Source organism: Neobacillus sp. DZ-9, assembly GCF_059587065.1.
The window spans coordinates 308,623-333,439 of sequence record NZ_JCAIOL010000001.1 but is presented as its reverse complement, the minus strand read 5'-3'; the positions used below and the strand labels follow the sequence as shown (position 1 = coordinate 333,439).

Below are 24,817 nucleotides of genomic sequence, written 5' to 3'. Positions count from 1 at the left end.
CCATCCTTTCGTATTCTCTTACTTATTCTGATAGTTGTTCTACCTTTGTTGGCATCCAGCCTTGGCCATCCACCCATTTAATATAAACTTTATACTTCTGCTTAGTGTCTTTGGATTCAATCGTTCCTACTGAGGCATTTTGCGTTGATTTATCTCTGCCTAGCCAGTATACCGTCATATTACTCTGATCAATTCCAGTTGCATAGGACATTGCTGCTAACATTTCCTGCCAATCAGCAGAATTTTGATCATATACCGGGGTATGTTCACCCGATTGGGTTGTGCCGACAGGCTTCCATGAAGGGTTTTCAACTGATTTTGAGACATCCGATGAACTTCCGCCTTCAGAAACGACTGCTTGGGATTCGTCTGCCTGATCAGGTGCTACACTATCCTCACTATTTCCATCATCATTATTGGCAACATCCTCGGATGATTTCTCTTCCTCTTTAGATACTTTCTCATCTTTTTTCTCTTGTACTGCCTTTTGTTTCTGTTCTGTTTTTTGAGTGTCCTTTTTCGGTGCAGCAGCATTATCATCGCCTGATGAAAAAATATTATAAGCTACGAAAATGATTAAAAGTAACACAATGATAATTAAACTATTTAAGACGATGTTCGTCTTTTTTCTTTTTGCTCGATTGCCAAAACGTGAACTTTGATTAAGATCGTTACTCAACTGATATCACTCTCCCAAAAAATAAGGCTCTAAATATTCTAACATGAATTGATGAGATATTTAAAGGAAAAACCTGCCTCTACTCGGAATCATTATCATTTTCATACAACACCTTTACCATATCAGCAAATAACAAATTAACCCCGCCCGCATTGTCTGGCACATCTAAATTAACCGCAACTAAAGCATATTTGGGAGTTTGATATGGAAAATACCCGGCAAACCATTTATTATGCAATTGCTGACCATTTACAAACTTGCCAGTTTCTGCTGTCCCAGATTTCCCTGCAACCTCGTATGGAAGCTCTTTAAACCATCTTCCTGTCCCATTTGGGTTTAAAACAACCTCACGCAGCAATTTTTGCAGCTTCATCGCTGTATAAGGTGAAATAGTATCTCCCTTTAAGTCTTTTTGATCAAAATTCACCATGGTTGTACCATTTTTATATTCAATTTTTGACACTGCACGGACCATTTCCTTTTGGCCGCCTCTAGCAATCGTAGCCATCATATTAGCAACAGCTAAAGGTGTGGCGCGAACCTCATGCTGGCCAATTCCTGACATTGCCGCGAAATTAGCATCTTTTCTTGCCTCATCTGACACAAAAACTCTGCCCTTGTCCTCAACGGGAAGCTGTTTGAAATCACTGGTATGATAAATATCCCCCTGCCAGCCGACAGAACCAATCAAAGATAACTTTGCCGCATAGTCTTCCAGTAAGTTCGGATTCTTTTTTTGTAATTCTCTCGCTAACTCACCAAAGGTCCGATTACAGCTTCTGGCAAAGCTATCAGTAAAATTCAGCATCCCATAATTATATTTCAGCTCAGGCTTGCCATTGATCTTTTTACTGCAATCAAACATTCGTGTCGGGTCATCAAGATTATGATCGATGGATGCAGCTGCCACAACGGTTTTAAAGACAGAGCCCATGATTTGCTGCTTTAACATTACATTCGTAATTCCCGCTCCATTGTATGGGTCTTTTTTATTAACTGTCGGGCGTGATACCATCGCCAGCACACTATTGTCCTGTATGTCTAGTAGAACTAAACCACCTTTTTTTATTTGATACTTATCAACCAGTTCCTCTGCTTTTTGCTGCAGATTTTTATCAATGGTTGTTCGAACATTGACAGGATAAAAGGGATTAGCTGGGTCGACATACTTCACATTGATACCAAATAACGGGGCACCGCTTCCGTCAACATGGTAAACGAGCTTTGATTTTCCTTCAGGCAGAAGAAATTCATCAAAGCTTTCCTCAAGACCCGATACACCAATTAAGGTTTTCTCCGATAATTCTTTGTTTGGATACCGTTTCTGTAATTCTTTTGCATTTTCTCCTGTTAACCCTATTAATTGTTCAGCTGGCACATCTCTCCGCTCAAACTTTTTATCAATCGCAAATACACCTGGGATCTTTAATGAATTAATTTTTTCCATTTGCGAACTCGACAGTTCTACTGGTTCAGGTTCGCCGTAGGCAAATGGCTTCTTGGCACCTTCTACTGCACTTTTTAACAAATTAACAGGAATCCCAGTTATATCCGCAACTTTATCAACCTCCCAGTCCATCTTTTTTAAAAATGGAAATAGGACAAGCACCGACACCTTCTTATGTGTCAGCATTGTTCCATTCCGATCAAGAAAATTACCCCTGCCGTTATCTATCACTAATTCTTGTGTTCGTTGCTTTACGCTTTCCTCTAATAAATTAACGTTATGTTTTGAAAAAGTTTCTGTTTCAACTAATTGTATTTGCATTAAACGTGCTAAAAGAAGCACTAATCCGGTTAAGCTAATAAAAAGCCAGCCAACTGCGCGTTTTCTCCACATAAAAAACACCTCGTCAAAAGTTTTGACGAGGTTTACTTATTTCAAACATTTATTTAATTGAAACGATACGGACGCTCATTTCGCCGCCAGGCGTTTGAACAGATACTTGATCGCCAACCTTTTTACCTAAAAGGCTTTTAGCAATCGGTGAATCGTTAGAAATTTTACCTTCAAACGGATCAGCTTCTGCACTACCGACAATAGTATAGGTTTCTTCTTCACCATCTGGAAGCTCTACAAAGGTAACGGAGCTGCCAAGAGTTACAGAGTCGCTCGCTAGTTCCCCTTCTTCGATAATCTTAGCGTTGCGAACCATATTTTCTAAAGTGGTAATTCTACCTTCAACAAAAGCTTGCTCTTCCTTCGCGGAATCGTACTCAGAGTTTTCAGATAAATCTCCAAAGCTGCGCGCGATTTTAATTCTTTCTACCACTTCTTTACGTTTAACGGATTTTAAGTATTCAAGTTCTTGTACAAGTTTGTCCTTACCTGCCTGTGTCATTGGAAATACTTTCTCAGTAGCCAAAATCCTCACTCCTTCTAGTCTTCACAATACCCCATTAGAATTGTGTTTGTAATGTATGTAGATATTATGCCAATCGACATAATACATTCAGCGCGTCCTTGTAAAATAAAGGGCGCGCATTTATCCATTTTGGATTTTATAGATAGTTCTTTTGCTATTGTTTCATAAAAATGACTTTTGTTCAAGAATTGTTTGAATTTTTGTTACCATTAAATCAATCGCCACGTGATTATGACCGCCTTCAGGGATGATGACATCCGCATAGCGCTTGGTCGGCTCAATAAATTGATTGTGCATTGGGCGAACAACATTCACATATTGATCGATAACAGAATCAAGTGTTCTCCCGCGTTCTTGAATATCACGCTGCAGTCTGCGGATAATCCGTAAATCTGCATCGGTATCCACGTACAGTTTAATGTCCATTAAATTGCGTAGACGCTCATCTTCAAGAACCAAGATTCCCTCTAAAATGACGACATCCTTTGGTTCTACAGGAATGACTTTTTCTGAGCGTGTATGCTGTGAATAGTCATAGACAGGCTTTTCAATCGGTTCAAAGCGTAATAGCTTTTCTATGTGAGCTATTAATAAATCGTTATCGAAAGCGAGCGGATGGTCATAGTTTGTTTTTAACCGTTCTTCAAATGGCAAATCACTCTGATCCTTATAATAATAATCTTGTTCAAGCATCAAAATAGAATGCCCCTTAAAGCTTTCATAAATCGCTTTGGTAACACTGGTTTTTCCGGAGCCGGAGCCGCCGGTTACACCAATAACAACGGGCTTGCGCATTATACTAGTTCTCCTTTCGCATCATGTTGTTAGGGTATACCGGTTTGTCCAATTTGAATTGTACAATCTGAAGTGGATGTCTAGCTGCATCCAGTTCATTACCTTTTTCATCCCAAATTTTATCAATTACATGAGTAAAGTTTTGAATTTCCGGTCCGAAGAACTCTACTTCATCACCCGGTCTAAAATGGTTTCTCTGCTGAAGAGTTACCACTTGTGTCTCTTCATTATAATCTAACACAAGACCAACAAATTCAAACTTTGTCTTCTTGCTATGATTACCAAACATTTGCTCTTTATACCCCGGAACCCCTTCAAAAAACGCTGGAGCCGTTTCACGATTGGCACATTTGTCGAGTTCCTCTAACCATTCTCGCTTGATCACAAAATTCTCTGGATCTGCACAGTAAGCGTCAATAATCTTGCGATAAACACTGACAACGGTGGCCACGTAATGAATGGATTTCATCCGGCCTTCAATTTTCAAACTATCGATGCCCATCTCAATCATTTGCGGAATCGACTGAATTAAATTAAGATCCTTCGGGCTCATCGCAAACGGAGCATCACCTTCTGCATAAAGTGGTGCTTCGTTACCTTCGCCTTCAAGCTGATAAAGATCATAATCCCAGCGGCAGGATTGGCAGCAGCCGCCGCGGTTGGAATCTCTAGCGGTCATGTGGTTACTTAACGTACAACGGCCTGAATAAGCAATACACATCGCACCATGAATAAAGGTTTCAATTTCGATATCCACCTTTTCTTTCATTTCTCGAATCTCTTCTGCGCTTGTTTCACGAGCTAAAACAACACGCTCCAAGCCTTCTTCCTTCCAGAATTGGACAGCCTTCCAGTTTGAAAGGGATTGCTGAGTACTTAAATGCACTTCAATCTCCGGTGCAATCCGGCGGCAAGTTTCAATGATTATCGGGTCGGCCACAATGATTCCTGCGACGCCAGCTTCTTTCAAACCCTGCAAATACTCTTCTAACCCATCGATATTTTCATTGTGGGCATAGATATTGGTGGTAACATAAATTTTTGCACCATACTTTTTAGCGAACTCCACGCCTTCTTTCATTTCTTCAAAGGTAAAGTTATCCGCATTTGAACGCAGACCGTATTCCTGACCGCCAATAAATACGGCATCCGCACCATATTGAACGGCAATTTTCAACTTTTCAAGATTTCCTGCTGGAGCAAGGAGTTCCGGCTTTTTCACAATAACACGCTTTCCATCGATAATTTCAGAAATCTTATCTTTAACTGTATTCACGATTGAAACTCCTCCCTTTTAATAAACTGTCTCTTTAAAATAGAATCCTGTATCTAACGGACGATTGGACGGCTGAATTTCTTCGATTGCTGCTAATAACTCGTCCTTTTTATCCTCGTATGCATCTGGTTCTTCGAAATATAAATTAATCGCCTCTCGGTAAGCTTTTGTAACAGCAAGAATATATTCCGGGCTCTTTAGGATTCCGTCGATTTTGAAAGAATCTACTCCTGCTTCTAACATTTCCCCAAGCTCATCGATGATACAAATATCATTAGGGCTCATAATATGGGTTCCGTTTTCATCTTCAAAAATCGGATATTTATTCCCACGTTCCTTATCATGAAGGAACATATCTTTTTGCATTTTTCGGTTTTCAATTTCCATTGCTTTGCCTTGGTATTCATAATAATTACCAAGCAAGGAACGCTTGGATTGGAACATACAGCTCATGCCGTGTACCTGTACTTCAATTTCCACTTCGGCATTTTCCCTGATTTCAACAATGGCATCCATATTGATTTCACGGGCAAGAACGGCTCTTTTCGTGCCCTTTCTTCCCCAGTAGTTGCATGTATACCAGTTCGTGCCTGTCGTTTCTGTGCTCCAATGAAGCTTCATTTCAGGTGCTGCTTCTTTAGCTGTCATTAATACAGCTGGGTCTCCAAAAATGATGGCATCTGCTTTATTCTCCGCCGCAAATTGGATATACTCGCCAAGCTCGTCAATTTTATCATTATGAAAGATAGCATTCATCGCCACATAAACTTTTTTTCCTTTAGAATGTGCCAATTCTATCGCTTTTTTAACATCTTCTCTATTAAATTCACCTGCAAGACGCAGCCCATATCGTTGTTCTCCAACAACAAAAGCATCTGCTCCCGCCTCGGCTAAAGGCAAAATATCATTTACAGATGTTGCTGTTACAAGTAATTCAGGCTTTTTCATAACTCTCACCTCTTCTTTTGCTAATTGCGACTCCATCCCCTACTGGAAGAATAACCGAATCATAATCTGGATGTCGCATTAACCAATGGTTAAACTCATCAATTTTCTTAACTAAATTTCGAATTCTTTTAGATTCTATCTCGGGCTCCGCTACTAATCCTTTGAACAAAACATTATCAGTAATAATCATTCCGTCATCTGAAAGATATTTTGAATAGATTTCAAAAAACTTTTTATATTGTCCTTTAGCGGCATCAATAAAAATGGTATCGTAAGGTGCAAACTTGCTAACGGCATCCTCCACCTCTAATGCATCACCCTCAACCAGGATAATTTGCTTAGCATGCTCTGAACGTTTGATGAACTCTTTAGCTGCTTGAATTCGTTCTTCATCCCGTTCAATCGTAACAATTTGAGCTTTAGGAAGGGCATTTGCCATTCTTAAGGCAGAGTAGCCAATTGCCGTCCCTACTTCAAGAATCTTTTTTGAATTTTGGATGCGCAATAATTGAAGCAGCGCTTCGATTCCGGCAATTTCCATAATCGGAACTTTATGAACCTGGGCGTAGTTCTCCATTTCCGAAAACAACGGATTTCGTCCAAGAATCAATTCTTCTATATAAAAATGCAGCTTTTCATTTAACAAGCTGCCGTCACCTCAATCCTTTAAAATGCCTTAAATGCATTTTTGCCAATTTAATAGTCTTTAGACATGAAAAAATAGCGTTCACAGAAAATGACATCACGAGTTTGACCCCGATCCGTTTTTTTCGGACAAAATCGTCCCAAATTCCCTTACTGTGAGTTACGCTATGGATTATCTATTCAACACTGAATTATTCTACCATAAAAAAAAGGGAAATGCGAACATTTCCCCAAATGTGTTGATTATTTTTTACTGGAAATATACTTTGCTTTTAAATTATTATGCTCTTCAAGCGTTTTGCTAAAATAGATTTGACCATTGGCTGCAAGAAAATAATAATAATCGGTTTTCTCGGGGTTCAAGGCAGCCTCGATAGAAATTCTTCCAGCATTGGCAATCGGACCTGGAGGCAGACCTTTATTTAGATAGGTATTGTATGGGGAACTCACTTCTAAATCCTTATAAAAAACCTTTTCTTTGTGTTTCCCTTGGGCATATAGGACAGTTGGGTCCGTTTGCAGCGGCATCCCCTTTTTCATTCGATTATAGAAAACACTTGCAATCGTTTTACGATCCGCTTTTTCAGTTGCTTCTTCCTCTACTAAAGACGCCATCGTTAACAGCTGATGAACGGATAGCTTTTTATCCTTGCTTTCCCCCGTATAATCAGATACTACAGTACGTGTTTTATCAAGCATAGCTGTGACCATTTCCTCAACGGTGGGGTTAGGCTTGTAAAACGGATAGGTTGCCGGATATAAATAACCCTCAAGTGGATATTTTATAGATGCATTCAGGATTTCATCGGTTAAAATATCAGGATATTTCGCCATAAGTGCTTTAATAAACTCTTTATCATTTAATTTATTGAAAACATCCGCTTCATTTTGCTTAGTAGCAGCAGCCATTATTCCCGCAATTTCCTTCAGTTGCTTACCCTCTGGAATGGCAATTTTAAAGCTTGCCTGCGCCAGCACCTTCCCCGTTTTTAAGCGCTCTACGATTTCTTGGACATCCATCGAAGGACTTAATTGATATTCACCAGCCATAAAGCCGCCTTCGTTTTTAAGTTTAACATAATACTTAAATACCTTAGCGTCCTTAATAATTCCGTTTGATTCCAACGTTTCAGCAATCCCTGTCACAGAAGAGCCAATTGGAATGTCGACTTTTTTCTGAACCTTACTTTTTGGATCCACCGGTTTCATGGCTGATTGTATGTAGAGATAGCCTCCGCCACCTACTAACAAAATTAATAATATTAATAAAATTGAAATAATCAAAACAATTTTTCGAACAACCTTTGCTTCGCTTTGGTGTTCGAGCATTTTTTGACGAATAACATCCTTTTTTGTGTCTTTATTGTCAGTCGTCATCTTTTTCCCCCTTTCCACATGACTTACTTTCGTAAAATAACTATTGTTCACGAATTTTTACAGATAATGCTCCTATTTTATTTCAGCATATAGTAAGAAAAATGTCAATTTAACAATGAATTTGTCGGAAAGTAAGTGGAAATTTTAAAGAAAAAAACCAGCTATTAAATAGCTGGTTCCTGCAATCTTATTCTTCGTCTTCTTGCTCTTCATAGAAGGTATTTAACATTTCTTCAACCATATCCCATTCCTCTTCGGTTTCAATTGGGATTAATTCGCCGTCGCCGCCCTCATCTGTAGGATTAAAGGCATAGGCATGAATTTCGGGACCTTCTTCATCCTCTTCGTCCATTGCACCAACTGGAGTAAATAAGACATATGACTTTCCGAATTCTTCTGATTCAAATGTAAAGAGCACCTCAAATAATTGCTCATTTCCTTCTTCATCAACGATTGTAATTTGGTTTTCTCCGTGTTCCATTTCTTCACCTCATTAATTTTTACTATCAAGATAGCCTTGCAGAATCATTACGGCTGCCATTTTATCAATGACTTTTTTGCGCTTTTTCCGGCTAACATCCGCTTCAAGCAATACGCGTTCTGCCGCCATCGTTGTCAGGCGCTCGTCCCATAAAATAGTCGGAACAGAAAATTGATTTTCTATTTCCTCAGCAAATTGCTTGCTTGCCTCACCGCGCGGTCCAATTGTACCGTTCATATTTTTTGGCAAACCAATGACCACTTTATCTACTTGATACTCTTTTATTAATTGACCAATTTCCTCAAAACCAAACTCCTGTCTTTCTTCATTGATTTTGAGGGTTTTAAGGCCCTGTGCTGTCCACCCCAGTTCATCACTAAGAGCAATTCCAACAGTTTTTGAGCCGACATCTAAACCCAATACGCGCATTCATTAACCCTCTCGTTGCTGTTTTAGATAGGATTTGACTAATTCCTCAATAATTTCGTCACGTTCAAGCTTCCGAATGATATTACGGGCATCGCGATGACGTGGAATGTAGGCAGGGTCTCCAGATAAAAGGTACCCGACTATTTGATTGATAGGGTTATACCCTTTTTCCTTAAGAGCCTCATAGACTTGAAAAAGTACATCGTTTACATCATGTTCAAAAGGCTCTTCCGGAAAATTAAATCTCATCGTTTTGTCAAATGAGCTCATATCATGCACCTCGTTCTTTAAGGAGAGATTTGTAATAGTTACCTACATTTTACACTAGTTTATCCTTTTATCAAATGGATTTTACCCATTCGTCCACGAATTGTAAAGCGGATTCAAGTTTTTCAGGGTCTTTCCCGCCTGCTTGGGCCATGTCAGGACGACCGCCGCCGCCGCCGCCGCATCTCGTTGCTACTTCTTTGATCAGCTTGCCGGCATGGTAACCTTTTTCAATTAAATCCTTTGTGACTGCTGCAATTAAATTAACTTTTCCTTCATGGGCACTACCTAGTACGATAATCGCTGAGCCTAATTTTTGCTTTAAATCATCTGCCATATTTCTTAAGTTGTTCATATCTGCAGCCTGAACTTTAGCCGCTAACACTTTGACTCCATCTATTTCTTTAACATTGGAAACGAGATTGCCTGCTTCAATATTTCCAAGCTTTGCAGCAAGTGATTCGTTTTCACGTTGAAGCTGTTTGATTTCTGTCAATAAACCTTCAATTCTTACAGCAATATCTTTTGGATTGGTTTTAAGCTTTTCTGCTGCTTCCTTTAATAATCCAACTTGTTCATTTAAGGCTTTATAAGCTGATTCACCTGTAACAGCTTCAATCCGTCTAGTTCCAGCCCCAATTCCGCCTTCTGAAACAATTTTAACTAAGCCAATCACAGAAGTGTTAGGAACATGACATCCTCCGCAAAGCTCAAGGCTGTAATCGCCAACTTTTACAACACGGACAATATCGCCATATTTTTCGCCAAAAAGGGCCATTGCACCCATTGCTTTTGCTTCAGCAATAGGCTTTAGGCTGATATCGACTTCAATATTACTCCAGACTTTTTCATTCACGATTTTTTCAATTTGCTCTAGTTCCTCCGGTTTAATTTGACCAAAATGCGAAAAGTCAAAGCGAAGGCGGTCCGGTTCAACAAGGGAACCTGCCTGATTCACATGCTCGCCAAGGACATCTTTTAATGCTTGATGCAGCAAATGAGTAGCTGTATGGTTTTTAATAATTTTTACGCGGTTATCGGCATCAACAGTAGCCGTAACTTGATGGTTTGTTTTTAACGTACCTGATTTAATGACAACTTGATGCAGGTTTTGACCGTTTGGTGCTTTTTGAACATCTTTAACAAAAACACTTACACCATCACCCGCAATCTGGCCGCGGTCAGCGATTTGTCCGCCGCTTTCTGCATAAAAAGGTGTCACATCTAAAATAATCTGGACTTCCTCATCTTTAGATGCCTCATTTGCAAGTTCACCATTTTTAATAATGGCTAATACAGAAGAGGTGGTTTGCAGCTGGTCATACCCAACAAACTTGCTTTCTACTGTCACATCTCGCAGTACTCCACCTTGAACCTGCATCGAATCAACATCTGCACGGGCTTTTCGTGCACGATCACGCTGCTGCTCCATTTCTACCTCGAAGCCTTCATGATCAACCTTCATACCTTCTTCTTCTGCATATTCTTCAGTTAATTCAACCGGGAAGCCATAAGTATCATAAAGACGGAAAATGTCTTCACCTGGAATCGTATTGCTTCCTTTAGCTTTTTCCTTTTTAATAACACTTGCTAAAATAGCTAAACCTTCATGAAGTGTTTCATGGAAGCGCTCTTCTTCGTTCTTAATGACTTTCTGAATAAATTCTTCCTTGTCTTTTACTTCCGGATAAAAATCCTGCATGATCTCTCCGACGACTGGAACCAATTCAAACATAAATGGACGATTAATATTAATTTGCTTTGCGTAACGGACAGCACGGCGGAGCAAACGTCTTAATACATAGCCTCGGCCCTCATTTGATGGCAAAGCCCCGTCCCCAATTGCAAAAGCAACGGTACGAATATGGTCTGCGATAACTTTGAAAGCGACGTCACGGTCTTTGTCTACTCCGTATTTATCACCAGAAATTTCCTCTGTAGCACGGATAATCGGGATAAATAAATCAGTATCAAAATTGGTTGGAACATTCTGAACAACAGATGCCATTCGCTCTAATCCCATTCCAGTATCGATGTTTTTCTTTGGAAGCGGAGTATAACTGCCATCAGGATTATGGTTAAATTGAGAAAATACTAGATTCCACACCTCAAGGTAGCGTTCATTTTCCCCGCCTGGATATAGCTCAGGGTCGCTCGGATCATTCCCATACTCAGGCCCGCGATCATAGAAAATTTCCGTGTTCGGACCACTTGGGCCCTCCCCAATATCCCAGAAGTTTCCTTCAAGTCGAATAATGCGCTCCTCCGGAATTCCGATAGTTTTATTCCAAATTTCATATGCTTCATTATCCTCTGGATGAATAGTGACAGATAATAGCTCTGGGTCAAAGCCAATCCATTTTTCAGAGGTTAAAAACTCCCATGCCCACTCTATGGCTTCCTTTTTAAAATACTCACCGATCGAAAAATTACCAAGCATTTCAAAGAAGGTATGGTGACGGGCTGTTTTTCCGACATTCTCAATGTCGTTAGTACGAATTGATTTTTGCGCATTTGTAATTCTTGGATTATCCGGCACAACACGGCCATCGAAATATTTCTTTAAGGTTGCCACACCGCTGTTAATCCACAATAGTGATGGATCATCGTGCGGGACAAGTGGAGCACTTGGTTCAACTTGGTGTCCTTTTTCTTTGCTAAAAAAATCAAGAAACATTTGGCGGATCTGTGATCCTGTTAAGTTTTTCATAATATAGACCTCCTTATATATGTAAAAAAGAATACAAAAAAGCCCTCATCCCTATAGCAGGGACGAGAGCTATGTCTCGCGGTACCACCCTGATTATGAATACAAAATCACGTATCCATCTCTCAATAAAGCCTTAACGCGGCTAAAACGGCAGTGGTTAGCTGCACTCAGGACTAGCGTTCTGTCATCCTTCATCTAGAGCTTCTTTCAGCCTGGGAAGCTCCTCTCTTCTGCACAATTTGTGCTACAGATGGTCTACAACATAATAAGGTCCTTCAACATGTTCATCCAAATATTCTATAACGAATTATATCCACCCAGAAAACGTTTGTCAATTTCTTATGTTGGCGAATCAGGCGTTTCCCGCTGCATAAAATGATTTTTAGCATGAAGGATCGCTACTTTTAGAACAACTAGGATTGGAACTGCTAATATTAACCCTAATATCCCGCCAATTTCTCCTCCTGCTGTTAACGCCACCATTATTAATAAAGGATGCATATGCAAACTTTTCCCAACGATATATGGAGATAAAATATTTCCCTCAAGAAATTGCAATCCAAACACAATGACTAATGTGATAATAACTAGCTTTGCTGATGAAGTGGCTGCAATAATGACAGCAGGCACCGCTCCAATAATCGGTCCAAAGTAAGGGATCACATTTGTGGCACCAACTATTAACCCTAATAGCAATGGATATTTTAAATGGAAAATCCAAAATAATAGGGCCGAAATGCTCCCGATAATAATGCAAACTAACAGCTGGCCCCTGATATAGCTGCCAAGCGACTCATCGACATCCTTTAGAAAAAGCGTCCCTTTCTTGCGCCATTTTTTCGGAGTCAAATACCAAGCTGCCCGTTTTATCAAAGGAAAATCCTTTAACATATAAAAAGCAATGAACGGAATAATCATAAAGATTAATGCCGAATTCAAAAAGTTCATTAAAATATTTACAATTACCGTCAAAAGGGAGTCCATCTTTTTTTCAAATGCGTCAATACCATCATTTAATTTAGTTTGCAGACCATCCGGCCATGCCCTCGTGTGGGATTGTAAATGATTGACCCAGCCTCGGTATTGCTCGGCAAATACGGGGGCACTTTCTGACAGGTCCTTTAATTGGTTAATGATGACGGGAATTCCTTTATAAAGGGCAAAACCGATTCCTCCAAAAAATAGCACATATATTAAAATAATAGCAAGACCACGATGCAGCCCTTTTTCATGCAATTTTTCTACAATGGGATGAAGTAAATAAGTAATGAATCCCGCTATGACAAAAGGGAGAACAATAATCGCAGCCATTCTTACAATCGGCATCCAGACGGAGCTAATTTTAAGAAAAACATAAATGGCAATTAATAAAAGGAGCAAAAATCCAATTCTGTAATACCATTTCATTCGAATGTCCACGCCCGCGCCTCCTTTCTATTAGTTTTGGAGACATTTCAATGGAATATTCAAAATCCCCCTCAAATTTGAGGGGGATTAATTTTAAAATATCGCTCGTTTTACTATCTTTTGCATTCTTTTCATATTGCGGGCTGACATCATATCATTTCTTTGGGCGATATTATATGCGGCCATTCCAGCACCAAAGGCAACCACCGTCGTCATCATTTTATTCATACGCCTCACCTCTTTGCAATATTTAAAGGGTGTAACGACGTTCTTCTTCTTCAAATAAATCATCCAGCGAACTTAGTGATCCGTCTTCTTCGACTTGATGGGTGTTGATAATACCTTTGTTAAGGGAAAGTTCAATAAAACAATTCCAGCAATAATATTGGTTAATACCAATTTTGCCGATATCCTTGCTTTGACAATTGGGACACTTAAACATGAAAAGACACCTCACGTATGATCTACATCAACGATAATGGCATCCTTTCCGATCGCTAAGGGCTTCCCGGATTGAACCACTTGTTTCCCTTCCGTAATTTCCGAAAAGAAGCCATCCGTGATTTCGTACCCTACGATTGTGCCCACTTCCTCCTGAAAATATACATCTTTTAACATTCCGAGCGATTCACCGCTCTTAGTAAGCATCATCATTCCGTCTAGTGAATGTTGATGGGTCAAGGTATATTCAGGACTCTCTTTCAACTTTTCCAAATACATGGCATTCTCAATCATTACCCCATCCCAGCCAAAGGAGGCGACCTTTTGAATATCGAGAAAATAGGATTGTTTGAAGAAAACGCCTTTTTTAACTAAAAGACCTTCTACTTTTCCATGGCTGGAAATACAAAGGTCGTGAATTTCACCAATTTTTGTTCCTTTTTTAGTGTCAAAAACCGGTTGTCCTTTTAATAATGAAAATGTCCGCAAAGAGTGTCCCACCCCCTCTCGAACATTTATAGTTTCAGTCTTTCACCATAAAATCATAAGGGGTAACGTTTTCCATGCCAACCATTGGATTGACTAGCATTAATTCCTCTTCTAACGACATTTCACTGTCAGCTGTTTTTGAAGCCAAATTGGTATCATTTTCCGGAAGGATTTCACGAAGCTTTTCGCATAGAGTGGTTTGCCTTTTCGACTCATCTGCTCGTTCGACGCCCATTCTTAGTGCATCCTCTTCGCCGCATAATATCAGGGATTGCTTGCTTCTAGTAATCGCCGTATAGATTAAATTGCGCTGCAGCATCCGGTAATAACTTCTTGTTATTGGAAGAATGACGATTGGAAATTCGCTTCCCTGCGATTTATGTACTGAACAGCAATAAGCATGGGTGATTTGGTTTAAATCCTGACGTGTATATTCGACTTCATTGCCTTCAAAGGAAATGTAAATCATATCTTGTTTTTCGGTATTTTCCTTAGCATAGATAATCGAGATTATTTCACCAATATCTCCATTAAATACATTGCTTTCCGGCTGATTAACAAGTTGAAGCACCTTATCGCCAATTCGGTACTTCACTTCGGCAAAGGCAATTTCCTTTCTTGTGCCCTCCGGGTTCGGATTAAATATTTCCTGCAACAATAGATTTAACCGGTCGATTCCTGCCGGTCCCCGGTACATAGGGGCCAACACTTGAATATCTTTGGCGGTATAGCCTTTATTTTTTGCATTGATTGCGACCTTTTCGACTACCTGTGAAATCTGTGCTGTTGAACATCTAATAAACGAACGGTCTGGTTTTCGTTCTGCGACATTAGCCGGCAAGTGACCCTTTTTAATTTCATGGGCAAGTTCGATAATAGAGGAGCCTTCTGCTTGGCGGTATATATCGGTTAATCTTACTGTTGGTATTCGTGCCGATTGCAACAGGTCTTTTAATACCTGACCAGGACCAACAGAAGGAAGCTGGTCTTCATCCCCTACGAGAATTACTTGAATATTTTCAGGGAGTGCTTTAAACAATTGATTGGCAAGCCAAATATCGAGCATGGAGGTCTCATCGACAATCAGGATTTTCCCTTCAAGTGGACTTTCTTCCGCACGGTCAAATCCATCTGAACCGTTATATCCAAGCAGCCGGTGAATCGTCACCGCTGGAAGCCCTGTTGATTCACTCATCCTTTTCGCTGCTCTTCCAGTTGGCGCGGCCAGCAAAAATGGAAACGGCTCATCTTTTTTATGGTAATCCTTCAGCTCTAATGAACAGCCATGCAGTTCAGCATATAACTCGACAATTCCTTTAATTACTGTCGTTTTTCCTGTACCAGGTCCACCAGTTAAGATTAGCATCGGTGACATTAATGCCGTTTGAATCGCTTCTTTTTGTGTTGGGGCATACTGAACCCCAATCCGTTCCTCTAAGCTTCCTAATGCCAGCAGAAACTCCGATTCAGGAAATTGTTCTTTGTATTCTGTTTGTTTTAAAATGCGATTGATGCTTGTCACCAGGCCCTTTTCCGCAAAAAATAAGGAAGGTAAATAAACGCGTTTTTCTTCTCCAATTATTTTTCCTTCTTCTTCAAGCTTGATAATCTCGTTGGAAATATTCAGATAGTCGATTTGATCCCGTTTATTTTCTTCTAAAAGTGCTTTTACCCGCTCTAGCAAATCTTCCACCTGTATAAAAACATGACCCGTTTGCATGCTTTCGTTTTCCAAGATATAAAGGCAGGCTGCTTTAATTCGATCGGGATGACTGCCGGAGATGCCAAGCTGGTAGCCTAGCTCGTCTGCACGGCCAAAACCGATCCCTTCAATATCCTCGACAAGCTGATAAGGATTTTTTTGAATGGTATTTAAGGTTTCTTCTTTATACACCTGATAAATCCGCATCGATAACTGCGGCCCAAAGCCATATTGATTTAAGGCGACCATAACCTGCTCAAGCCCTTGATGCTCCATCAAAGTGTCGTAAAGCTGCTTGGCCTTATCAGGAGGGAGCTTAGGAACCGAATCTAAGAGTGAAGGCTGATTTAGAATTTTGGAAATCGCGTTTTCCCCTAAGGTTTCCACAATGTTTTCGGCCGTCTTTTTTCCAATCCCTTTAAACATTTCACCAGATAAATAAGCAATCACCCCTTGTTTTGATTGGGGCATATCCTTCCTGAAATGATTAGTTTGAAATTGCAGACCGAACTTCGGATGATCTTTAAACTCACCGTAGAAAATATAGGTTTCCTGCTCATGGACTTTTGGAAAATAGCCCGTGATAACCGCTTCTTTGTCATCATATTGATGATTGGTTTCATCGACCCGAATTCTTAAAACCGTATAAAGATTCTGCTCATTATGAAAAATCGTAACAATTGGTCTGCCCTTCACAAATTTCCCTTGTTCGGCAAATAAATCAAGCGAATCCTGTTTTTCCATTTTGCTCCCTCCCTCCACCTGAAAATTTAAAACATTATTGATTATTTTCAATTAATTTTTTGGCATGACCGGCAAGCATATGGTCTGGTTGAATGTCTAATGCTTTTTGGAACATTTCTAAAGCTTTATCAGCATTTTCTTTAAATGCATATGATACTCCTAAATTATAGTAAGCATCTGAATGATCAGGATCTAACTCCACACATTTTTCAAATTGAACCATCGATTCATCAATTAGCTCTAACTGCGCTAAACATAAGCCATATTGAAAACGTGCTTCGGCATCATTTTCATTTAGCTCGACGCTTCTTTGCAAGTATGGAAGAGCATACCTTCCTTGATCTAAGCTAACTAGAGTTAATCCCAGCATAAAGAAATTGTCTGCTGACTGAAGTCCTTTTTTCATTGCGGTTTCAAACATATTTTTCGCTTCGTTGAACAAGTCTTTGCTGAAAAGTAAATTACCGATACTATAGTACGCTGCCGCAGCGTTTTCATCTATTTGGATTGCTTTTTGATAGAAGTTTAGAGCTCTTTCATCGTCCCCAACTGCTGAGAGGACGTTGCCAAAATTTATATAAGCAATAGGGTCTTTTGGGTTTTCTTCAATGGCTTCGTTAAAGGCCTTTGCTGCCTCTTCCCAGTTCCCTTCTTGCATGTACTTTACACCCAATTCGTTTTTATCCATTCCAATCACTCCATTCTAAAGGAAAGTATATCATATTCCGTATAAAAAACCCTGACTCCGGAAGCGGAATCAGGGTCATTTTAGCCGACATAAGTAAGTCGTTCACCATTTTTATATACTTCGTCAATTGTTCCGCCGCCAAGGCATTCATCACCATTGTAAAAAACAACAGCCTGCCCTGGTGTGACGGCACGAATTGGTTCATGGAAAATAACTTCTGCCCGACCGTCTTCTAAAAGACGAACGGTTACCTTATTATCTTCCTGACGATAACGGAATTTGGCCGTACATTCGAATTCCGCCGGCTTTTCTCGATTGGACACCCAGCTGACATTAGCCGCGATAATCGAATCAGAATATAGCTTTTCGTTATGAAAACCTTGTCCAACATAAAGGACATTTCTTTTTAAATCCTTACCGATGGCAAACCAAGGGTCACCCGAACCGCCGATGCCAAGTCCATGGCGCTGGCCAATCGTATGATACATCAGACCTTCATGCCTGCCCTTCACTTCGCCTTCGAATGTTTCCATATTTCCAGGCTGTGCCGGTAAATATTGTCCTAAAAACTCCTTAAAATTACGTTCCCCAATGAAACAAATCCCTGTGCTATCCTTTTTCGTCGCTGTTGCCAGGTTCGCTTCCTTGGCAATTTCCCGAACTCTTGCTTTTTCTAAATTACCGATTGGAAACATAACTTTACTAAGCTGCTCCTGCGACAATTGGTTTAAGAAATACGTTTGGTCCTTGTTTTCATCCAGACCGCGGAGCATTTTGTATTCTCCATCACGATATTCTACTTGAGCATAATGGCCAGTCGCAAGAAAGTCAGCTCCCAACTTCATCGCATGCTCAAGGAAGGCTTTAAATTTGATTTCTTTATTACACATCACATCGGGATTAGGAGTTCTTCCAGCCTTATATTCTTCAAGGAAATAGGTAAATACCTTGTCCCAATATTGCTTTTCAAAATTAACGGCATAATACGGAATACCGATTTGATTGCAGACACGAATTACATCTTCATAGTCTTCTGTCGCTGTGCAAACACCGTTTTCATCGGTGTCATCCCAGTTTTTCATGAAAATGCCGATCACATCATAGCCCTGCTGCTTTAATAAAAGCGCTGCTACTGAAGAATCCACACCTCCAGACATTCCAACAACCACCCGTGTGTCTTTTGGATCTTTTCTTTCCAATTTTCATGCACCTCTCTTTTTGCGGAAACATTTGCTGTACATTTATTTTTTCAGACGAGAAACCACTTTAGCTGTTTCTTCCGCAGCCTTTATCACTTCTTCTTCAGTTGTGGTAAAGCCAAAGCTGAAACGGATGGAATTGATTAATCGCTCTGATTGTTTGCCAAACATGGCCACAAGGACATGAGAAGGTTCGATTGAGCCAGCCGTACAAGCTGATCCGCTCGAAACAGCGATACCTGCTAAATCAAGATTCACCAGCATCGCTTCCACACTTGTCCCCGGGAAGCTTAAGTTTAATACATGCGGCAAAGAATTTTCAAGCAATCCGTTTACCTCAAACTCGACATTTAAATCCCGAAGCTTTCGCATAAGTGTTTCTTTTAACCCCAAATACTTATCTCGTTTTGGAGTACGGTCTTCATTTGCAATGGTGACGGCTTCATGAAAGCCAGCAATGGAAGCAACATTTTCGGTTCCTGCCCGTCGTTTTCTCTCCTGCTCCCCGCCAAAAATACGCGGAGAAATTTTTACGTCAGCACTTGCAAAAAGAAAGCCCATTCCTTTTGGGCCATTGATTTTATGAGCGGAAACGGATAATAAGTCAATCATGCATTCACTGACATCAATGTGCTCTACTCCATATGCCTGAACCGCATCGGTGTGAAATTTCGCTTGATGGTCTTTTAAAAGTTGTCCGATTCCCCTGATTGGCTGAATGGTACCTACCTCGTTATTGCCATACATAACAGAAACCAAGATTGTGTCGTCCCTTAAGGCGGTTCGGAGTTCATCAATCGAGATTCTCCCTGTTTCATCGACAGGTAAATAAGTAACCTCAAAGCCCATTTTTTCTAGTTTTTTGCAAGCATGAAGGACAGCATGATGCTCAATTTGCGTGGTAATAATATGTTTCCCATTATTCTGGTAGCTCTCAGCCACACTGAATAATGCCAAATTATCAGCCTCGGTACCTCCGCTTGTAAAAATAATCTCGTTTTCCTTTGCCCCGATACTTTTAGCTAACGCTGCCCGTGCAAGGTCAATATGATGGCGGGCCTCCCTGCCAAAGGAATGTATGCTGGAAGGATTTCCAAAAGTTGAGTTCATGACTTCGAGCATTCTTTCCACTACTCTAGGATGCATGGGAGATGTCGCGGCATGGTCGAGATAAATTCGTTCCATAAATACACCTTCAATCAAAAATAATTCTCTATTATTACCATTTACCTTAAATGTAAAACATATAACCTTCTTCTGGTTCTTGATCTTCACTGTGGCTGGCTAAGTCTTCTAATGTCGTATTATCTAAAACATCCTTAATCGCATCGCGAATACGAATCCACAACTCACGCTTGGCAGGCTCTTCATCTTCAATGCCCTCTACAGGGGTAATCGGACCTTCAAGGACACGGATAACATCCCCTGCAGTAATTTTTGAAGGAACGTCTGAAAGAATATAGCCTCCATAAGCACCCCTAATACTTCTAACTAATCCGGCATTTCGTAATGGAGCAATTAATTGTTCTAAATAGTGTTCTGATAGTTCATTGGCCTGGGCAATTGTTTTTAAAGAAGTAGGACCTTCACCGTATTTTTTAGCAAGCTCAATCATAATCGTCAAGCCATAACGTCCCTTTGTTGAAATCTTCATTATTAGCACCCCTATGTTCTATGATCTATATTTAAGAAAATCCTTAGTAAATTGATTGGCATTAAAATTATATCATATTCTTCTTTAATATGCTTTTAGGATAGAAAATGGTATCGTAAGGGTAAGTGATTTCTTATGTGGAGAGATGAACATGCAACAAAAACCTTTAGCATTTCGGATGCGTCCCAGAACGATTGAAGAAATTGTCGGCCAGCAGCATCTGGTTGGCGACGGTAAAATTATTGCGAGAATGGTGAAAGCAAAACAGCTGACATCAATGATTTTATATGGACCGCCAGGGATCGGCAAAACCTCGATCGCCAGCGCTATCGCTGGCAGCACAAAATATGCTTTTCGAACTTTGAATGCTGTAACCAATAATAAAAAGGACATGGAAATTGTCGCAGCAGAGGCGAAAATGTCCGGGAAAGTAATCCTTCTCCTCGACGAAGTCCATCGTTTAGATAAAGCAAAACAGGATTTCTTATTACCCTACTTAGAAAACGGAATGATTACCTTAATTGGTGCGACAACCAGTAATCCCTATTTTGCAATTAATCCAGCGATTCGCAGCCGATGTCAGATTTTCGAACTTAAGCCGTTAACACCGGATGAAATTAGGCAGGCTTTGAAACGGGCACTCGAGGATGAAGAGCGAGGCTTTGGACGATTAAAGGTGGCAGTTTCAAATGATGCACTGCAGCATTTTGCTCAAGGTTCGGGCGGTGACGTAAGAAGTTCGTTAAACGCACTGGAATTAGCGGTTCTTTCAACAGATAAAGATGAAGAGGATGTAATTCATATCGATGTAACCACAGCCGAAGAGTGCTTGCAAAAGAAAAGCTTAGTTGCCGATAAAGATGGGGATGAACATTATGATGTCCTCTCGGCTTTTCAAAAGTCGATTCGCGGCAGCGACGTCAATGCAGCCCTTCATTATCTTGGGAGATTAATTGAAGCTGGCGATTTGGTCAGTATTAGCCGGCGTTTGATTGTTATTGCTTATGAGGATGTCGGGCTCGCCAATCCTCAAGCAGGAGCTAGGACCTTAGCTGCCATTGAAACGGCTGAAAGAATCGGCTTCCCTGAGGCGCGGATCCCCTTAGCAAATGCCATAATTGAGCTGTGCTTGTCGCCTAAGTCCAACTCTGCTGTTTTAGCAATTGAAGCAGCCCTTGAAGATATCAGAAAAGGAATCGTCGGCGAAGTGCCGGACCATCTGCGTGATGCCCACTACAAAGGCGCAAAAGAGCTAGGCAGAGGGATCGGCTACAAATATCCTCACGACTTTGAAAACGGCTGGGTGCCTCAGCAATACTTACCAGACAGGCTAAAAAATAAACAATACTATCAGCCTAAGAAAACAGGTAAGTTTGAGCAGGCATTAGCGACTGTTTATGACAAATTAATGCGAAAATAGGAAAAAAGGTGTCAGGCACAATTGGATTGTGCCTGACACCTTTTTTGTTAAGCTGCGACGTCACGTTTTTTGAAAACGAAGAAGGCAAAGAATTGGAAAATGACAAAATAGAGCAGCAGCATGGTGATGGAGAAGGTCAACGTCATTCCTTCCACCATTGGCGTGCCTTCGAAATATTGCATTAAATCGGTATTGGCAAATAGGATGTATTTCGCCCAGGAAAATTTCAATGATAATAAAGCTGTGAATTGATCCCCTGTAAACAATAAGAACAGTGATAGACCGATAGCAAGTGAACTATTGCGGAACACAGATGAAATCATAAATGCCATTGTAACTAACATCATCATTTTGATCGAGTTTAAACCGTAATAGATTAATAAGTGAACGACAATATTTTGTTCAGTTACCTGGCCATTATTATAATTCAAATATGGAACGGCATGCTCTGGCGTCCCAAATAAAAGGGCTCCCAGCGCCATCGAAAAAACAAACAGAATCCCAAGCATAAACAGGGCAAACATTAAAACGGTTAGATATTTTGAGGTAAGGATTTTCGTCCGATTAATCGGCCTTATTAGCAGCAGTTTTATTGTCCCCCAATTAAATTCACTAGCAACAATTCCAGCGGAGACGATAATGGTAAACAGACCAGCTAAAATAATGAGCTCAGAGGCATCTTTGACAAAGGACCATACATTATATTTTTCATGTGGATTTATATGATGCTTGATCCGATAATCATTAATGGCGATTTCTTTTTGATAAAACTTCTTTTCTAATTTGGTTTGACTTTGATCCATCTGCTTCTTTAACGCATCATTTTCCTGCTGTAAGGTTTGCTCCCAATTTTTATCGACTGCTGCTTTGTTGTTATTATCCTGATACTTAAAAAAGATCCCGACAATAATGGTAACAGCAATCAAGATGGCCATCATTACATACGTTCCCGGCCGTTTAAAAATTTTCATCCATTCATTTTTGATTAAATTAAGCATGTGGTGCTGCCTCCTTTTCTTGAGTAACTTCCAGGAAGCGATCCTCTAATGTTTTTGCAATTTCTTTTATCCCAAAAACTAGGATATCTTCATTCACCAATATTTTCACTATTTGTGGAATTTCTTCTTTTGAAACCTCGACGGAAATACCATTTCGTGAACGGGTCGCTCTCACATTTGGATAGTTTGTCTGGATTAGGGTTAATGCCTTATCGCTTGGAACTACTTCTAGTTCATATGTGATTGCGGTACCGTGAACGAATTCCTGTACTAGTTGTACATCAATCAGTTTACCGTTTTGAATAATTCCGATTCGGTCGCACATCATTTCCATTTCAGACAGAAGATGACTAGAGACGATGACAGCCATATTTTTTTCACGGGCCAGCAGGCGGACATAGTCGCGGATTTCTCTTATGCCTGCTGGGTCTAATCCGTTGGTCGGCTCATCAAGGATTAAGACTTGGGGGTCATGTAATAGACACTGTGCCAGCCCTAATCTCTGCCGCATCCCAAGTGAATAGGTTTTTACTTTGTCATTAATCCGATCGGTTAACCCAACAAGTTCGACTGTTTCGGCTATTTTTTCCTTAGTAATTCCTTTTGCCATTCTGGCATAATGCACCAAATTTTGATAACCGGTTAAAAATTTATACATTTCTGGATTTTCAACAATGGCGCCTACATGTCTAACAGCATCTTCAAATTGGGTTTTAATGCTTGCTCCATCAATTGTAATATCCCCTTGAGTGATTCCCATCAAGCCGACAATCATCCGAATGGTTGTCGTTTTCCCCGCACCATTTGGGCCAAGAAAGCCGAAAACCTCGCCTTTATTAACTTGGAAGCTAATATTATCAATAATGGTTCTTCCCTTAATTACTTTGGTAACGTCTTTTAACTCGACAATTTTTTCCATATTTTCTCTCCTCTCTAATTGACAGTTTACCTTATTGTAGAAAAATTTTCCTGCTTCAACGGGTGTATCTTCAAAAATTATTATATCTTGATTGTGGTGCTTCCTTAAAACGGCTTGAGGATGAATGGGTTCTAGGGCTGGAGACTGAGAATGTTAACAAAACGTTCATGCATTATTAACAAAATTATTTTTTATAATGAAATTATGAACTAAAAACTTTGAAGGGGACTTTTATTATGATTCAGGCAGTTTCTTTACCTTTGGCAAGGAAGAAATACAGAATCCCTTGGATCAACTAAAACGGAGTAAGTCGCTTCTTGGGCCATTAATCAAAAATCTTGGATTTCATTTTCCCCTAGATGGAAATGTCAGCTTTGTAAACCCCAAATTCACCTTATATCAAGCCCCTTTAAACACTCCGATTATTTTTCCGACACAGCTTGATAGCTATATTAATAAATTTGACAAAATACCTTCAAGATTAAACGGCCTACATAAAAAGCTCGCAGACCAATTAATTTCTATGCATCTTAGTGAAACTCCATTTAGCCGGTCAATTTCATATAATTATGAACCACTAAGAAAGGGCATCCTTTGCTTCTTGTGCTACTCATTTATGTATTTGGTCGGCGAAAAGAAATTGGTATGTGAAAAATGTGGGTGTCATGAAGATGTGATTTCCGGTGTTTTAAGGAGCGTCGAGGAGATAAAACTGCTTTTTCCTGATATGAAGATTACAACTAATCTGGTGCATGAATGGTGCGGGGTGATTCAGTCTAGAAAGAAGATTAGGAGGATCCTAATGGAGAATTATAATCAAATTGGGTATGGTCGTTGGTTTTACTATGAATGAATTTGATATTTAATCTTATAACTCGGTCGTTTAGGAAATCCCTAAGCGGCCTTTTTTATTCTACGTTCCCTTTTTCCATCTTTCTCCGGGATTTCGGCACGTAGATCCTTTCTACGTTACCTTTTTCCTCCTTCCCCCACAGATTCGGGCACGTAGACCCTTTCTATGTCACCTTTTTCCTCCTTCCCCACGGTTTCGGGCACATAGAACCGGTCTATGTTACCTTTTTCCTTCTCTGCCCTCGGTTTCAGGCACGTAGACTCATTCTCCGTTACCCTTTTTCTTTTTCGCGCCTTTGTTTCGGGCATCTAGAACCGCCAAACAAAGAAA

At 40.2% G+C, this 24,817-nt stretch carries 25 protein-coding genes; 1 reads left to right on the top strand and 24 read right to left on the bottom strand.

Going from position 1 to position 24,817, the window contains the following annotated elements; all coding sequences use genetic code 11:
- Window positions 1-22: 22 nt before the first annotated feature.
- The 21 genes from AC59HZ_RS01600 to cymR form a co-directional block, all read right to left on the bottom strand.
- Window positions 23-679: a YrrS family protein gene (locus AC59HZ_RS01600; protein ID WP_496544166.1), complete on the bottom strand. Its 657-nt coding sequence runs from the start codon at window positions 677-679 to the stop codon at window positions 23-25.
- Between the two features lie 79 nt (window positions 680-758).
- A complete protein-coding gene (locus AC59HZ_RS01595; RefSeq protein ID WP_496544165.1) occupies window positions 759-2,519 on the bottom strand; it encodes a peptidoglycan D,D-transpeptidase FtsI family protein in 1,761 nt (586 codons plus the stop codon).
- Window positions 2,520-2,568: 49 nt separating this feature from the next.
- Complete coding sequence (gene greA, locus AC59HZ_RS01590; protein WP_223591250.1) at window positions 2,569-3,045, bottom strand: transcription elongation factor GreA; 477 nt, start codon at window positions 3,043-3,045, stop codon at window positions 2,569-2,571.
- Between the two features lie 162 nt (window positions 3,046-3,207).
- Entirely contained in the window at window positions 3,208-3,843 is a 636-nt protein-coding gene (udk, locus tag AC59HZ_RS01585) for a uridine kinase (RefSeq protein WP_496544634.1), read from the bottom strand.
- 1 nt (window position 3,844) lies between these two features.
- Window positions 3,845-5,116: a peptidase U32 family protein gene (locus AC59HZ_RS01580; RefSeq protein ID WP_496544164.1), complete on the bottom strand. Its 1,272-nt coding sequence runs from the start codon at window positions 5,114-5,116 to the stop codon at window positions 3,845-3,847.
- A gap of 18 nt (window positions 5,117-5,134) precedes the next feature.
- Complete coding sequence (locus AC59HZ_RS01575; RefSeq protein WP_496544163.1) at window positions 5,135-6,064, bottom strand: peptidase U32 family protein; 930 nt, start codon at window positions 6,062-6,064, stop codon at window positions 5,135-5,137.
- On the bottom strand, window positions 6,051-6,710 hold the full coding sequence (locus AC59HZ_RS01570; RefSeq protein ID WP_496544162.1) for an O-methyltransferase: 660 nt from the start codon (window positions 6,708-6,710) through the stop codon (window positions 6,051-6,053). Before AC59HZ_RS01570 ends, AC59HZ_RS01575 begins: the two co-directional genes overlap by 14 nt.
- 242 nt (window positions 6,711-6,952) lie before the next feature.
- Window positions 6,953-8,086 carry an endolytic transglycosylase MltG gene (mltG, locus tag AC59HZ_RS01565; protein ID WP_496544161.1) on the bottom strand — a complete coding sequence of 378 codons (1,134 nt, stop codon included), beginning with the start codon at window positions 8,084-8,086 and terminating at the stop codon, window positions 6,953-6,955.
- A gap of 187 nt (window positions 8,087-8,273) precedes the next feature.
- The gene (locus AC59HZ_RS01560; RefSeq protein WP_496544160.1) at window positions 8,274-8,567 is read right to left on the bottom strand and encodes a DUF1292 domain-containing protein; all 294 of its coding nucleotides are present in this window, start codon (window positions 8,565-8,567) and stop codon (window positions 8,274-8,276) included.
- 12 nt (window positions 8,568-8,579) lie between these two features.
- The gene (ruvX, locus tag AC59HZ_RS01555) at window positions 8,580-8,996 is read right to left on the bottom strand and encodes a Holliday junction resolvase RuvX (RefSeq protein WP_496544159.1); all 417 of its coding nucleotides are present in this window, start codon (window positions 8,994-8,996) and stop codon (window positions 8,580-8,582) included.
- A gap of 3 nt (window positions 8,997-8,999) precedes the next feature.
- Window positions 9,000-9,266, bottom strand: a complete 267-nt coding sequence (locus tag AC59HZ_RS01550) for an IreB family regulatory phosphoprotein (RefSeq protein WP_066311816.1) — start codon at window positions 9,264-9,266, stop codon at window positions 9,000-9,002.
- A gap of 70 nt (window positions 9,267-9,336) precedes the next feature.
- The gene (gene alaS, locus AC59HZ_RS01545; RefSeq protein ID WP_496544158.1) at window positions 9,337-11,973 is read right to left on the bottom strand and encodes an alanine--tRNA ligase; all 2,637 of its coding nucleotides are present in this window, start codon (window positions 11,971-11,973) and stop codon (window positions 9,337-9,339) included.
- A 339-nt stretch (window positions 11,974-12,312) separates the two neighbouring features.
- Window positions 12,313-13,392 (bottom strand): AI-2E family transporter, encoded by a 1,080-nt coding sequence (locus tag AC59HZ_RS01540; RefSeq protein ID WP_496544157.1) that lies wholly within the window; start codon window positions 13,390-13,392, stop codon window positions 12,313-12,315.
- An 81-nt stretch (window positions 13,393-13,473) separates the two neighbouring features.
- Window positions 13,474-13,608, bottom strand: a complete 135-nt coding sequence (locus AC59HZ_RS01535) for a YrzQ family protein (protein ID WP_496544633.1) — start codon at window positions 13,606-13,608, stop codon at window positions 13,474-13,476.
- A 22-nt stretch (window positions 13,609-13,630) separates the two neighbouring features.
- Complete coding sequence (locus tag AC59HZ_RS01530; RefSeq protein WP_223591237.1) at window positions 13,631-13,822, bottom strand: YrzR-like zinc ribbon domain; 192 nt, start codon at window positions 13,820-13,822, stop codon at window positions 13,631-13,633.
- An 11-nt stretch (window positions 13,823-13,833) separates the two neighbouring features.
- Complete coding sequence (locus tag AC59HZ_RS01525; RefSeq protein ID WP_496544156.1) at window positions 13,834-14,310, bottom strand: PRC-barrel domain-containing protein; 477 nt, start codon at window positions 14,308-14,310, stop codon at window positions 13,834-13,836.
- Between the two features lie 34 nt (window positions 14,311-14,344).
- Window positions 14,345-16,756 (bottom strand): SF1B family DNA helicase RecD2, encoded by a 2,412-nt coding sequence (recD2, locus tag AC59HZ_RS01520; RefSeq protein ID WP_496544155.1) that lies wholly within the window; start codon window positions 16,754-16,756, stop codon window positions 14,345-14,347.
- Window positions 16,757-16,790: 34 nt separating this feature from the next.
- Window positions 16,791-17,444: a tetratricopeptide repeat protein gene (locus AC59HZ_RS01515; RefSeq protein WP_496544154.1), complete on the bottom strand. Its 654-nt coding sequence runs from the start codon at window positions 17,442-17,444 to the stop codon at window positions 16,791-16,793.
- An 80-nt stretch (window positions 17,445-17,524) separates the two neighbouring features.
- Window positions 17,525-18,643 carry a tRNA 2-thiouridine(34) synthase MnmA gene (mnmA, locus tag AC59HZ_RS01510; protein WP_496544153.1) on the bottom strand — a complete coding sequence of 373 codons (1,119 nt, stop codon included), beginning with the start codon at window positions 18,641-18,643 and terminating at the stop codon, window positions 17,525-17,527.
- A gap of 42 nt (window positions 18,644-18,685) precedes the next feature.
- The gene (locus tag AC59HZ_RS01505) at window positions 18,686-19,828 is read right to left on the bottom strand and encodes a cysteine desulfurase family protein (RefSeq protein ID WP_496544152.1); all 1,143 of its coding nucleotides are present in this window, start codon (window positions 19,826-19,828) and stop codon (window positions 18,686-18,688) included.
- A 46-nt stretch (window positions 19,829-19,874) separates the two neighbouring features.
- Window positions 19,875-20,297, bottom strand: a complete 423-nt coding sequence (gene cymR / locus AC59HZ_RS01500) for a cysteine metabolism transcriptional regulator CymR (protein WP_496544151.1) — start codon at window positions 20,295-20,297, stop codon at window positions 19,875-19,877.
- A 151-nt stretch (window positions 20,298-20,448) separates the two neighbouring features.
- On the opposite strand from cymR, the gene AC59HZ_RS01495 reads away from it, so the two are divergent.
- The gene (locus AC59HZ_RS01495) at window positions 20,449-21,717 is read left to right on the top strand and encodes a replication-associated recombination protein A (protein ID WP_496544150.1); all 1,269 of its coding nucleotides are present in this window, start codon (window positions 20,449-20,451) and stop codon (window positions 21,715-21,717) included.
- A 47-nt stretch (window positions 21,718-21,764) separates the two neighbouring features.
- Here AC59HZ_RS01495 and AC59HZ_RS01490 read toward each other — a convergent pair whose 3' ends face one another.
- The 3 genes from AC59HZ_RS01490 to AC59HZ_RS01480 form a co-directional block, all read right to left on the bottom strand.
- The gene (locus tag AC59HZ_RS01490) at window positions 21,765-22,715 is read right to left on the bottom strand and encodes an ABC transporter permease (RefSeq protein ID WP_496544149.1); all 951 of its coding nucleotides are present in this window, start codon (window positions 22,713-22,715) and stop codon (window positions 21,765-21,767) included.
- A complete protein-coding gene (locus AC59HZ_RS01485; RefSeq protein ID WP_496544148.1) occupies window positions 22,708-23,634 on the bottom strand; it encodes an ABC transporter ATP-binding protein in 927 nt (308 codons plus the stop codon). Before AC59HZ_RS01485 ends, AC59HZ_RS01490 begins: the two co-directional genes overlap by 8 nt.
- Before the next feature lie 969 nt (window positions 23,635-24,603).
- Window positions 24,604-24,795 (bottom strand): hypothetical protein, encoded by a 192-nt coding sequence (locus tag AC59HZ_RS01480; protein ID WP_496544147.1) that lies wholly within the window; start codon window positions 24,793-24,795, stop codon window positions 24,604-24,606.
- Window positions 24,796-24,817 lie beyond the last annotated feature (22 nt).